General features: G+C 72.3%; 12 protein-coding genes. 4 read left to right on the forward strand and 8 right to left on the reverse strand.

What is annotated here, in order from left to right; translation table 11 throughout:
• Genes ACLF5H_RS27170 through hypE form a run of 3 tightly spaced genes read left to right on the forward strand, consistent with a single transcriptional unit; the run spans position 1 to position 2,520 of the window.
• On the forward strand, positions 1-291 hold the full coding sequence (locus ACLF5H_RS27170) for a HypC/HybG/HupF family hydrogenase formation chaperone (RefSeq protein ID WP_421678639.1): 291 nt from the start codon (positions 1-3) through the stop codon (positions 289-291).
• Positions 288-1,430, forward strand: a complete 1,143-nt coding sequence (gene hypD, locus ACLF5H_RS27175) for a hydrogenase formation protein HypD (RefSeq protein ID WP_421678640.1) — start codon at positions 288-290, stop codon at positions 1,428-1,430. Before ACLF5H_RS27170 ends, hypD begins: the two co-directional genes overlap by 4 nt.
• Complete coding sequence (hypE, locus tag ACLF5H_RS27180) at positions 1,423-2,520, forward strand: hydrogenase expression/formation protein HypE (RefSeq protein ID WP_421678641.1); 1,098 nt, start codon at positions 1,423-1,425, stop codon at positions 2,518-2,520. Before hypD ends, hypE begins: the two co-directional genes overlap by 8 nt.
• Before the next feature lie 78 nt (positions 2,521-2,598).
• On the opposite strand, the gene hypA is transcribed toward hypE, so the two are convergent.
• The 8 genes from hypA to ACLF5H_RS27220 form a co-directional block, all read right to left on the reverse strand.
• Positions 2,599-2,940, reverse strand: a complete 342-nt coding sequence (gene hypA / locus ACLF5H_RS27185) for a hydrogenase maturation nickel metallochaperone HypA (protein ID WP_085563341.1) — start codon at positions 2,938-2,940, stop codon at positions 2,599-2,601.
• Between the two features lie 7 nt (positions 2,941-2,947).
• A complete protein-coding gene (locus tag ACLF5H_RS27190) occupies positions 2,948-3,097 on the reverse strand; it encodes a hypothetical protein (protein ID WP_164932484.1) in 150 nt (49 codons plus the stop codon).
• Positions 3,098-3,156: 59 nt separating this feature from the next.
• A complete protein-coding gene (locus ACLF5H_RS27195; protein ID WP_037653844.1) occupies positions 3,157-3,363 on the reverse strand; it encodes a hypothetical protein in 207 nt (68 codons plus the stop codon).
• A 24-nt stretch (positions 3,364-3,387) separates the two neighbouring features.
• On the reverse strand, positions 3,388-3,984 hold the full coding sequence (locus ACLF5H_RS27200) for a DUF5947 family protein (RefSeq protein WP_421678642.1): 597 nt from the start codon (positions 3,982-3,984) through the stop codon (positions 3,388-3,390).
• A complete protein-coding gene (locus tag ACLF5H_RS27205) occupies positions 3,981-4,547 on the reverse strand; it encodes a NifU family protein (protein WP_421678643.1) in 567 nt (188 codons plus the stop codon). The genes ACLF5H_RS27200 and ACLF5H_RS27205 overlap by 4 nt, the downstream gene beginning before the upstream one ends.
• On the reverse strand, positions 4,540-6,333 hold the full coding sequence (locus ACLF5H_RS27210) for a nickel-dependent hydrogenase large subunit (RefSeq protein WP_421678644.1): 1,794 nt from the start codon (positions 6,331-6,333) through the stop codon (positions 4,540-4,542). The genes ACLF5H_RS27205 and ACLF5H_RS27210 overlap by 8 nt, the downstream gene beginning before the upstream one ends.
• Positions 6,334-6,421: 88 nt before the next feature.
• Complete coding sequence (locus tag ACLF5H_RS27215) at positions 6,422-7,495, reverse strand: hydrogenase expression protein HypE (RefSeq protein WP_421678645.1); 1,074 nt, start codon at positions 7,493-7,495, stop codon at positions 6,422-6,424.
• On the reverse strand, positions 7,492-9,075 hold the full coding sequence (locus ACLF5H_RS27220) for a hypothetical protein (protein WP_421678646.1): 1,584 nt from the start codon (positions 9,073-9,075) through the stop codon (positions 7,492-7,494). The genes ACLF5H_RS27215 and ACLF5H_RS27220 overlap by 4 nt, the downstream gene beginning before the upstream one ends.
• Before the next feature lie 1,884 nt (positions 9,076-10,959).
• On the opposite strand from ACLF5H_RS27220, the gene ACLF5H_RS27225 reads away from it, so the two are divergent.
• A complete protein-coding gene (locus ACLF5H_RS27225) occupies positions 10,960-12,477 on the forward strand; it encodes a hypothetical protein (protein ID WP_421678647.1) in 1,518 nt (505 codons plus the stop codon).
• Positions 12,478-12,546: the final 69 nt, after the last annotated feature.

Genomic DNA, 12,546 nt, shown 5'->3' on the forward strand with positions numbered 1-12,546 from the left:
ATGTGTCTGGCAGTGCCCGGCAAGGTCGTGTCCATCGACCACCAGGCCGACCCCCTCACCGGCCTGATCGACTTCGGCGGCGTCCGTAAGCAGGCCTGCCTGGAGTACCTGCCCGATGTCCGGGTGGGGGAGTACGTGATCGTGCACGTCGGCTTCGCGCTCCAGCGCCTCGACGAGGAGTCGGCCCGCGCCTCCCTGGAGCTGTTCGACCAACTCGGGCTGCTGGAAGAGGAGTTCGGCGACGCGTGGGAACAGGCGGCCCGCCAGGAGAACGAGAGTGAGGCCCGGTGAAGTACATCGAGGAGTTCAACGACCCCGGACGCGCCCGCCGGTTGCTGGACGAGATCCGCGCCACGGTCACCCGCCCCTGGGCCCTGATGGAGGTCTGCGGCGGCCAGACCCACTCCATCATCCGGCACGGCATCGATCAACTCCTGCCTGAAGAGGTCGAGTTGATCCATGGCCCGGGCTGCCCGGTGTGCGTCACCCCGCTGGACGTCATCGACAAGGCCCTGGCCATCGCCGCCCGCCCCGAGGTGATCTTCTGCTCCTTCGGGGACATGCTGCGGGTGCCCGGCACCGACCGGGACCTGTTCCGGGTCAAGGGCGAGGGCGGCGACGTACGCGTGGTGTACTCCCCGCTGGACGCGCTCGAACTCGCCCGCAAGAACCCCGGCCGGCAGGTGGTGTTCTTCGCCATCGGCTTCGAGACCACCGCCCCCGCCAACGCCATGGCCGTCCACCAGGCCCGCCGTCTGGGCCTCGGCAACTTCAGCCTGCTGGTCTCCCATGTCCGGGTCCCCCCGGCCATCGAGGCGATCATGACCGCGCCCGCCTGCCGGGTGCAGGGCTTCCTCGCCGCCGGACATGTGTGCAGCGTGATGGGCACCGCCGAATACCCGGACCTCGCCGAGAAGCACCGCGTGCCCGTCGTCGTCACTGGCTTTGAACCCCTCGACATCCTGGAGGGCATCCGGCGCGCCGTGCACCAGCTGGAGCGGGGCGAGCACCGGGTGGAGAACGCCTATCCGCGGGCCGTGCGCGAGCAGGGCAACCCGGCCGCCCTGCGCATGCTGGAGGAGGTCTTCGAGGTCACCGACCGCAACTGGCGCGGCATCGGCCGGATCCCGGCCAGCGGCTGGCGGCTGACCGACGCCTTCCGCGCCCACGACGCCGAGCACCGCTTCGACGTCCTGGACATCCGTACCGAGGAACCGGCCGTGTGCCGGGCCGGCGAGGTCCTCCAGGGCCTGATCAAGCCGACCGAGTGCGAGGCGTTCGGCACGGCCTGCACCCCGCGCACCCCGCTCGGCGCCACCATGGTCTCCAGCGAGGGCGCCTGCGCCGCCTACTACCTCTACCGCCGCATGAACACCCCGGCACCGCAGGGATCGCGGATCCCGCGGGAGGAGATGAACCCCGTTGGCTGACCTCGCCACCCCCGCCGCCGCGACCGACGCCCCCGAGTCCGCCGTCGACCCGGCGAACTGGACCTGCCCCGCCCCGCTGCACGACCAGCCGGTCGTCGTCATGGGCCACGGCGGCGGCGGTGCCCTCTCCGCCGAGCTGATCGAGCAGGTCTTCGCCCCGGCCTACGGCAACTCCCTCCTCGCCGGTCTCGCCGACTCCGCCGTGTTCGACCTCGGCGGCGCCCGGCTCGCCTTCTCCACCGACTCCTACGTCGTACGGCCGCTGTTCTTCCCCGGCGGCAGCCTCGGCGACCTCGCCGTCAACGGCACCGTCAACGACCTCGCGATGAGCGGCGCCCGGCCCGCCTTCCTCTCCACCGCCTTCGTCCTGGAGGAGGGCGTGGAACTGGCCGTGGTCGGGCGGATCGCCCGCGCGATCGGCGCCGCCGCGCGGGCCGCGGACGTCACCGTGGCCACCGGCGACACCAAGGTGGTCGAGTCCGGGCACGGCGACGGCGTCTACGTCACCACGGCGGGCGTCGGCCTGGTCCCGGACGGTGTCGACATCCGCCCGCAGCGCGCCCGGCCCGGCGACGCCGTCATCGTCAGCGGGCCGATCGGACAGCACGGCGTGGCCGTCATGAGCGTGCGCGAGGGCCTGGAGTTCGGAGTGGAGATCGTCTCCGACACCGCCCCGCTGGCCGGTCTGGTCGCGGCCATGCTGGCGGTCACCAGGGACCTGCACGTCCTGCGCGACCCGACCAGGGGCGGGCTCGGCGCCTCCCTGAACGAGATCGCCCGCGCCTCCGGCACCGGCGTGCTGCTGCGCGACCGGGCCGTCCCGGTCCCGGAGGAGGTCGCGAACGCCTGCGGCTTCCTGGGCCTCGACCCGCTGTACGTCGCCAACGAGGGCCGGCTCGTCGCCTTCGTGCCCCCCGAGCACGCCGAGGCGGTGCTCGCCGCCATGCACGCCCACCCGCAGGGCACCGGCGCGGCGCTGATCGGTCAGTGCGTGGCCGACCACCCGGGCATGGTCGTCGTCGCCACCGGCCTCGGCGGCACCCGGGTCGTGGACCTGCCGCTGGGCGAGCAGCTGCCCCGGATCTGCTGACCGGGACCGAAGCGCCAGGGAAAGGTCCGGCCCCCGCCGTCCTCGGCGGGGGCCGGACCATTTGCCGGGAGCGGCGTCCTACGTATCGACGCCCGTGATCTCCAACTCGCGTCCGCTGCGCAGCTCCTGGGAGGGCCGGTCGCAGTGCGGGCACCAGAAGAATGGCGGTATGCCCACCGCGAACTCCTCGGCGCACCCGTCGCACCACGCCAGCGCGGGCACCGGCTCCACCACCAGCCGGGCGTCCGCGAGCGCCGTACCGTCGCGGGCCACCTCGAAGGCGAAGTCCAGCGCGTCGGGCACCACCCCGGACAGCTCGCCGACCCGGACGGTCACCGCGGACACCCGGTCCGCACCGTCCGCGCGGGCGATCTCCTCGGCCTGTTCCACGATCGCCGACGCGATCGACAGTTCGTGCACGGCCGCCTCAGGGGTAGCGCCGGTTCGCGCCCGGACCGCCGGTCATCCGGAAGATCCGCAGCTCCCGGATGATCCCGGGGAACTCCTTGATGACCAGGGCGGTGATCACACCGCCGACCAGCGCGGCCTGGAGCAGCAGCAGCTGCCGTCCGGACATCCCCGATCGCGCGCGCCTTCTGCTTCTGCAATCGCTCATGGCGGTCACTTTCCGTTCTCTCAGCCGGGCGAGATGTTCGGCATGCTCTCGCCCAGGGCGTCATGCCGCTTCCAGTGGATACCGGTGGAGCGGCGCGCGTCGGAGCTGCCGTCCCGGTGGTGTCCGGTCTGCTCCTGGTACGGGCCCTTGTTGCCCTGGTGCAGCCCGGGAACATGGCTCGGGGTGTCGGGCTTCGCCTCGGGGCGGCCCACTCGGATGGTGCCCATGTCCGCTCTCCTTCCAGGTTACGACTACGACCGTTCGGTGAGGTCCCTGAAGAACTGTTCTACGGCGGCCCAGACCTGCCCGCCACCGGAGAGGCCCTGCCACTCGCGGCGGACCAGCGCCGTCATCCGGAAGCAGTCGTCGACCGGCACGATCCAGTGCTCCGAGAGCCCCCGCACGGTGTTCACCAGCAGCGCCTCCACGTCCGGTGCCATGGACGCCACCTGGGGGACCTCGGCGGCCAGTCGCCGCCAGGCGTCCGCGTCCACCTCCCAGCGCATCGCCCCGGCCGGGCTCGGCCCCTGCGCGGTGACCGCCCCGTCCGAGCGCGGCACGAAGAACACCAGCCCCACCGGGACGCCCAGCACCCCGGTGTCGACCGGCGGGAGCCGCAGCCGGCGCCGGGGCACCAGCCGGTAGCGGCCCTCGCCCGCCGCGCCGTCCGCGAACAGCACCGAGCAGGGGCCGCACACACAGCGCACCTCGGCCGCCCCGGTGTCGTACAGATGGGCGTGCTCCTCCGCCACCCGGGCCGCGCACAGCTCGCAGCTCTCCGCGTCGGCCGTGGCCGCGCGGTCGGCGGCGGAGCGGATGACCCGGGCGAGTGCCCCCTCCACGCTCACCCCGCCTCCTGCGGCACGGACCGGCGCTTGATCGTGTTCAGCGGCACGAAGGCGGGGGCGGCCTTGCGCTCCTCGCCGTCCGGCACGATCTCCACGTCGGAAAGCTCCGGCGCCACCGCGAGCACGGCCTCCCGGACCGCCCCGGCGATGTCCGCGGAGCCACCCCCGCACCCACCGCCGCAGCCGCCCTTGGAACCGGAGTCGAGGCGCACCCGCGCGACCTCGCCCTCGACCCCGGCCCACACCAGGTCGCCGCCGCGCTCGCGCACCGCGGGCCGCAGCCGCTCCATCGCGCGCTCGGCCCGCTCGGCCAGCGGCTGGGGGTGCACCCCGTGCAGCACCATGAGGTGGCCGACCAGCTCGTCACCGGCCAGCCGGGCGCCCAGCCGTTCGTCGGCGCCGTCCAGGATCCGGGCGAGGGCCTCGCCGTAGACCTCGGTCAGCAGCCGCACCGCCTCCAGGGCCGGGCCGGGCGTGTGCTCGAGCCCGGCCAGCACCTCGTCGAGCCGGGCGAGCCGGGCCTCCACCGCCTGATCCGCCAGGCGCCCCGCCGGATCAGCCATGGTTGGCCCCGTACGTGGGCGAGTGCACGGTGCTCAGGGTCTTGCCCTTGCCCATGTACATATGGACGCCGCACGGCAGACAGGGATCGAAGCTGCGCACCGTGCGCATGATGTCGACGCCCTTGAAGTCGTCGGGGCCGTTCTCCTCGAAGATCGGCTGGCCCATGACCGCGTCCTCGTACGGGCCGGGCGTGCCGTAGATGTCGCGGGGGCTGGCGTTCCAGGGGGTCGGCGGGTACGGGTGGTAGTTGGCGATCTTCTTGTCCCGGATCACCAGGTGGTGCGAGAGGACCCCGCGCACCGCCTCGTGGAAACCGCAGCCGATCGCCTCGTCCGGCACCTCGAAGTTCTCGAAGACCTTGGTGTCGCCGCTCTGCAGCATCCCCATGGCCTCCTCCAGGAACTGCAGGGCCATGGCGGCGGCGTAGGCGATGAAGTACGGCCGGGCGCGGTCGCGTTCGAGGGTGTTGCTCCACTTCGGGATGCGCCACTCCAGCGTGGTCTCCGGCAGCTTCTCGCCCTTGGGCAGGGTGATGCGGATGCCGCCCCCGGTCGCCTTCACGTACGGCGTGTCCACCAGGCCGCTCAGCGCGGTCGACCAGAGCCGGGCGAGCGGGCCGCCGCCGGTGTCCAGGGCGAGGTGCTCATTGGTGTCCGGGTGGTACCAGCGCGGGCTCATCACCCAGCTGTAGTTGCCCTCGAAGTCCCGCTTCTGCGGCACCGGAACCGTGGTCTGGTTCCAGGGGTGGCGCATGTCGACGGGGTTGCCCAGCGGGTCGTGGGTGACGAACGGGTCCTCGTTCACCCAGTCCTCGTAGAAGGAGCTGCCCAGCATGATGCGCAGCCCGAGGTTGATGTCGACCAGGTTGTTGGTGACCAGCTTGCCGTCCACCACGATGCCCGGGGTGACGTACATCGCCTTGCCCCACTCGTTCATGGTGGCGTAGCGGTAGTCGACCACGTCCGGGTTCTGGAAGGCGCCCCAACAGCCCAGCAGGATACGGCGCTTGCCGACCTCCTCGTAGCCCGGCAGCGCCTCGTAGAAGAAGTCGAAGACGTCGTCGTTCATCGCCACCGCCTTCTTGACGAAGTCGATGACGCGCATCAGGCGGCTGAGGTAGTCGGTGAAGACGCTCGGCTGCGGCATCGTGCCGACGCCGCCCGGGTAGAGCGTGGAGGGGTGCACATGGCGCCCCTCCATCAGGCAGAACATCTCCCGGGTGATCCGGCTGACCTTCAGCGCCTCCTTGTAGACCTCGCCCTCGAAGGGGTTGAAGGCCTTCATGATCTCGGCGATGGTGCGGTAGCCGTGCACATCGCCGCGGGGCGCGTCGGTGCGCTCGGCGCGGGCCAGCACCCCGGGGTTGGTGGCCTTGACCATCGCCTCGCAGAAGTCCACGAAGACCAGGTTGTCCTGGAAGATCGTGTGGTCGAAGATGTACTCCGCCGCCTCGCCCAGGTTGGTGATGTGCTCGGCCAGCTTCGGCGGCTTGACGCCGTAGGCCATCTGCTGGGCGTAGTTGGAGCAGGTGGTGTGGTTGTCGCCGCAGATGCCGCAGATCCGTGAGGTGATGAACCCGGCGTCGCGCGGGTCCTTGCCCTTCATGAACACCGAGTAGCCGCGGAACAGCGACGAGGTGCTGTGGCACTCCACGACCTCACGGTTGGCGAAGTCGATCTTCGTGTAGATACCCAGGTTGCCGATGATCCGGGTGATCGGATCCCAGTTCATGTCCACGAGCTGGGCTGGTTTGCGTCCTGAGGTCCGCGCGTCGGTGGTGGTCATCTGCGGTACTGTCCCTCGCTGTTCGGGTCGGGCGGAGCGGATGGCGGAGCGGGCGGAGGGGTGGTGCGCGGGCCGGGGCAGTACGGCGTCACGCGCGCCAGTGCGGGTCGTAACCGCTGGTCAGCTTCTGCTTGTTGTGCCGCCAGCGGGGCTCGTGGTTCACCATGTCGTTGGTGATGCCGCGCAGTCGGCGGATGACCGCCCCGTACGGCTTGATCACCATCGACGAGAGCGTGCCGCCGGGGGGCTCGTCCATGAACGGCATGAAGGCGTCGGGGAAGCTCGGCATGGTGCAGCCGATGCAGATGCCGCCGACGTTCGGGCAGCCGCCGATGCCGGACATCCAGCCACGCTTGGGCACGTTGCAGTTGACGACCGGACCCCAGCAGCCCACCTTCACCTGGCACTTGGGCGAGTTGTAGTCCTTGGCGAAGTCGGCCTGCTCGTAGTACGCGGCCCGGTCGCAGCCCTCGTGCACGGTCTTGCCGAACAGCCACTGCGGCCGCAGCATGTGGTCAAGCGGCGGCGGGGGAGCACTGCCGGCGGCGTGCTGGAGCACCCACACCAGGGTCTCCATGAAGTTCTCGGGCTGGATCGGACAGCCGGGCACATTGACCACCGGGAGGCCCGAGCGCGCCTTGAACTCCCAGCCCAGGTAGTCCGCGAGGCCCATGCAGCCGGTCGGGTTGCCGGCCATGGCGTGGATGCCGCCGAACGTGGCGCAGGTGCCGGCCGCGACCACCGCCCATGCCTTGGGCGCGAGTTGGTCGATCCACCAGTTCAGGGTCTGCGGGTCGCCGGTCGCGGGGTCGTTGCCGAACGACGTCCAGTAGCCGTCGCCCTCGATGATGTTCTGGTTCGGGATCGAGCCCTCGATCACCAGGATGAACGGCTCCAGCTCACCGCGGGCCGCCTTGCGGTACGGGGCGAGGAAGTCCTCGCCGCCCAGGCTCGGGGAGAGGACCTTGTTGACGAGGTTGACCTTCGGCAGGCCCGGGATGAGGCCGAGCACCACGTCCTCGATGGACGGCTGTCCGGCGGCGGTCAGCGACACGGTGTCGCCGTCGCAGCTCATGCCCTCGGAGATCCACAGGATGGTGATCTCGTCGAAGCCCTTGGGGGCGTCGGCGCGGGCCTCGGTGGTACCGCTCTGTGTGGTCATCTCTGCGGCCTCCGTCGCAGTCGGTCGTGGGCCCGGCCGGGGGCGGCCGGGGTGCCCGTGGTTGCGAGGGGTTCGACCTCGTCGGGCCGGAAGTAGTGGAAACGGCCGTACCAGCCGTGCAGTTCGGCGGCCGGATCGTCGTCCACGGTCACGGCGAGCCGCACGCTGCCGTCCACGTCGTGGAAGACCCCGGCGACGGTGGCGGACCGCCCGTCCAGGAACATGTCCTGGGCGTCGGCCCCCCGTGTGCGCGGCCGCAGCAGCACCGGACTGCCGGCCCCGAGGGGCACATCGCCCACGAGCACGGTGTCGGTCGTCGGCGACAGCCCCTCGTCCCCGCCCTCCTGCCACCAGGCGGGGCGCTGGGGGGCGACGGTTGATTCGGCCGCCGGGGCGTCGGGCCGGGCCGCCGCGGCCGTGGCGGGCGTCGTGGCCGGGCGGCCGGAGGCCGGGGAGCCCGGCGAGGCCGCCGGTGTCAGCGAGCGGATCGCGCCGTGCAGGCGTTCGAAGACCTCGCGGGGCATGCTGTCGACCCGGTCCAGGATCCGCGCGGCCCGGGGATCGGTGGCCCGCGCCTCCGCCTTCTCCTCGTCGGTCAGCAGCATCGTGCGCAGCGTCAGGATCTCGTCGATCTCCGCCGCGTCGTGCAGATCGCCCGGGCTCTCCGGCGCCACCTGCGGGTGGTCGGAGAGGATGATCGGCGCCGACAGCATCGCCGTGCCGGTCTCGCCCTCGCCGTCGCCGTCGGTGGACTTTGGGGGCGGGCCGCCGAGCACGGGGAACGTGAACGCGTTGCGGCAGCCGCGCGCCCGCTCGGCCAGCGCCGCGGGCGGATCGATCAGCGAGACGAACTCCACGCCCGCGCCGCCGAGGACCGTGTGCGTGGCGATCAGCGCGTCGCGCAGCGCCTCGTTCCGGCAGGCCCCCGGGTCGGCCGGAACGCCCGTGTTCTCGGTGCGCACCCGCAGCCGGAAGAGGCCCGGCGCGAGCGGTTCGGCGGCCACCGTCGTCGCTGCCCGCAGCGCGTGGTGCCGCCGTACGATCCGTCCCGCGCCCGCCGCCAGCGGCTCGTACTCGTCCCCGCCGGGCGCGCCGACGTCGACCGTACGACCGCCGTCCAGCAGCTCGGCGAGCGGCACCGTCAGCTCGGTCTCGCGCGGGATCGCCTCGTCGAAGGAGAGATGCGTGGCGCCGTCGGCCGTGCGCAGGGACTCCACCGGGGTTCCGCCCGCGTCCTCCACCTGCTTGTGCTGCATCTGGAGATAGCGCACCCGCAGCCGTACGACCGCGTCGTCCGCCGGGGCGTGCAGCAGGCACTCGGTCTGCTGGTACCAGGAGTCCGCGGAGCCGGAGATCCCGGGCGCCACCGGGCCGAAGCGCTCCACCCAGTCGCGCGGCAGCAGCACCCCGAACTGCCAGCGGACGCGGTTCTTGGCGGAGGACCGGCGGTACGGGTACAGCAGATAGCCCTCGTACAGCACGGCGTCCGCGACGGCGCCCAGCTGTTCGAAGGCCCGCTCGGGCGCGGCGTCGGCATCCTCCGTGAGCAGGGGTTCGCGCACGCCGACCTGGTCCGGCATCCCGCCTCCTCGTCGCTGGGCAACCGGGCGGTCAGTCGCGCACCCGGGGATTCCTTTCACCACGGTCACACCCGTCACGGCTCCGCGCCCCTCCGACGCACCCGCATTGGGCCGGTCAGGCGATGTGCCCGTTTCCGGGTTGCGGACGGCCGCACCCGGCCCCCGGGCGCGGCCCGCGTGGACGAAGGGGAGGCGGTGGCCCCAAGTGCCTCTATCTGAGCCGGTGTTGGGGCTCCACCGGCTGCACCGACCGCTAGACTCAAAGGCCACGCACAGCGGGGGTTGTCGGACACGGGGGGAGTCGTCATGCCCGGAGGATTCGAAGACCCGGAGGGCCCGAGAGACACGGAAAAACCCGGGGAACCCCGGGACCGGGGAGGGCCTGCGGGTACGGGTGGGTCTACGGGATCCGGTGGGTCGGTCGGATCCGGTGGGCTCGGCGGGCCTGGGGGATCGGGTGGGCTTGTCGGCCCTGGTGGGTCTGCCGGATCCGGTGAGCCCGGTGGACCTGTGGGCTCTGGTGGGCCCGGGAAGTCCGGTGGGCCTGTTGGGCCCGGTGAGTCTGTCGGCCCTGGTGAGTCTGAGAGGTCCGGTGGGCTCGGCGGGCCTAGGGGATCGGGTGGGCTTGTCGGACTCGGTGGGTTTGCGGGATCCGGTGGGTCTGTTGGCTCTGGTGGGCCCGGGAAGTCCGGTGAGCCTGTTGGGCCCGGTGGGTCTGGGCGATCCGGTGAGCTTGGCGGGCCTGGGGGTTCGGGTGGGCTTGTCGGCCCTGGTGGGTCTGCCGGATCCGGTGAGCCCGGTGGGTCTGTGGGCTCTGGTGGGCCCGGGAATTCCGGTGAGTCTGTTGGGTCCGGTGGGCTCAGCGGGCCTGGGGGATCGGCTGGCCCCAGGGGGCTTGCGGGATACGGCGGGTTCGGAAGCCCCGCAGGAGCCCCTGGCGGCGTCGGCGGTCCTGGAGAACCCGGGGGACCCGGAGGATTCGCAGGGCCTGATGGGCCCGGACCCGCAGGGGGGTCAGGAAGCCCCGCAGGAGCCTCTGAAAGCCCCGTCGGCCCCGTCGGCCCTGGCGGTCCCGGAGAGCCAGGGGATCTCGGCGAGTTCGGAAGCTCCCCCGGAGCCGCCGGATCTGCTGGAGTATCCGGAGCGCCCGGGGCGCCCGGAGTCGCTGGGGAATCCGGAGCCGCTGAAGCTGCCGGAGTGCCCGGATCGCCCGGAGCCGCTGGAGCCCCCGGACTTGTAGGAGCGCCTGGAGCCCCCGGAGCGCCTGGAGCCCCCGGAGCTGCCGGAGCGCCTGGAGCGCCCGGATTCGCCGAAACCTCCGGAGCCGCTGGAGTGCTCGGGGCTGCTGGAGAGACCGGAGTGCCTGGAGCCCCTGGCGCGCCCGGAGCCGCTGAAGCTGCCGGAGCGCCCGGAGTCGCTGGAGTCCCCGGAGCTGCCGGAACCTCCGGAGCCGCTGGAGTGCTCGGAGCTGCTGGAGAGACCGGAGTGCCTGGAGCCCCAGGAGCGCCCGGAGCCGCTGAAGCTGCCAGAGCGCCCGGAGTCGCTAGAGTCCTCGGAGCACCCGGAGCACCCGGAGCACCCGGAGCACCCGGAGCACCCGGAGCACCCGGAGCACCCGGAGCCGTCGGATCTGCCGGAGCGCCTGGAGCCCCCGGAGGGCCTGGAGCGCCGGGAGTCGCTGGAGTATCCGGATCTGCCGGAGTCCCCGGAGCCCCCGGATCCGCTGGAGTATCCGGAGCCGCCGGGGCGCCCGGAGTCGCTGGAGCCCCAGGAGCCCCAGGAGCCGCTGGAGCCCCCGGAGCACCCGGAGCCCCCGGAGGCACTGGTTTCGCAAGCCCCTGGGCCTACGGTCCGTCGCTCGGTCGGGGGTTCGGGGTGCCGCCCATGCCCGTTGGGCCGCCGCCCGCGGCCCCGGATGCCGGGCGGGCCGTCGCCGTCGCCCTGCTCAACCTCAGCGGGCTCGGCCTCGGCTACGCGCTCACGAGGCGCCGGCTGCTCATGGCCGCCTGCTGGGTGGCGACCGCGATCCTGCTGGTCGTCGCCCTGCCCGCCGATGCCGACGGCGTCCCCGGCGCCCTGTTGGCGGTGTACGCGCTGCTCCTGTTGGCGGCGGCCGTTCACGGCGCGTACGTCGGACTGCGCACCCGCCTGGTGTGGCCCGGCCGCGCGCCGCTCGCGCTGCTGCTGGGCCTGGTGCTGCTCGCCGTACCGGCCGGTGGCGCGCTCTGGTACCAGGACGCCCGCGACGAGGCCGTACAACAAGCCCTCCTCAAACGCCTGACCAGCGCCGACCAGCTGGTGGCGGCGGACGCGGGCAAGCCCTTCGGCACCGCGGAAGGCGACTACCGCGAGGCACTCGGGGTCTATCGCGACCTCGTCGCCGACCACCCCGGCTCCCGCGCCGCCCGCGAGGTCCCCGCCAGTCTGCGCACCTACTACGCCAAGGTCGCCGCGCCCTACGACAGCCAGGACTACTGCACCGCCGTGGCCCCGCTGACCTATCTGCGCACGGTGCCCGGCGAACTGCCCAAGGCCACCGTCGGCACCCTCGCCGACTGGCCCGACGACCGCCTCGCGACCTCCCTGTACGCGTGCGGAGCACAGGGCCTGTCCGCCGGCGACCAGGACTGGGTCACCCGCTTCGGCGACCTGATGAAGACCTTCCCCGGCGCCCCGCAGACAGCGAAGGTGGTCCCCGCCGTCGACGCCGCCGTGAAGAAGGCGCAGAAGGGCGTGGGCGGCTCCGGATCCTGCGCGGCCGTCGAGGAGTTGCAGCGGCTCGACACCAGGATCGGCGATCTGAAGACGGCCGCTGGCGACCCCGGCGGCAAGCTCGCCTCCGCCGCGTCCCGGGCCGGGCGCAGCGGCGACGACGGCGCGTACGACTGCGGTGTCCAGGAGTACAGGAGCGGCGACTTCAGCAACGCCCGGCAGACCATGGACACGTTCGTCGCCGGGCACCCGCACCACAGGAACCGGGCGCGCGCCCAGAAGATCGCCATCGCCGCCGAGGTCGCCCAGACCATCCCGGCGGCCGGCAAGAAGCTGCCCACCACCGCGAGCGGCGGCAGCATCTCCGTCACGGTGAAGAACGACAGCCCGGACGACGTCACCGTCCTCTACACCGGCCCGGTCACCGGCAGCTTCACCCTGAAGGCCTGCGGCGGCTGCCGGTCGTACCTGCTCGCCGACACGCTGATGTCCACCTTCAAGCCCTGCGCCGGTGGCAAGGACTATCCGCAGCGCACCCTGCAACTCCCGGTCGGCACTACGTACTTCGTGCACAAGCCGAACGGCGGCCAGGTGACGACCGCGGGCTCCGACACCGCGAAGCTGCGCCCCGGGTACATCTACACCGAGTGCGCGTACACCACCCAGGGCTTCGGCGGCTCGGGGACCTGACCGGCGGCGCCGCCGGTCAGGCCGAGCGGGGATCAGTCCTCGCGGCCGCCCCGGCGTCGGGCGGCCACC

Source organism: Streptomyces sp. LaBMicrA B280, assembly GCF_049222185.1.
Classification (GTDB): domain Bacteria; phylum Actinomycetota; class Actinomycetes; order Streptomycetales; family Streptomycetaceae; genus Streptomyces; species Streptomyces murinus.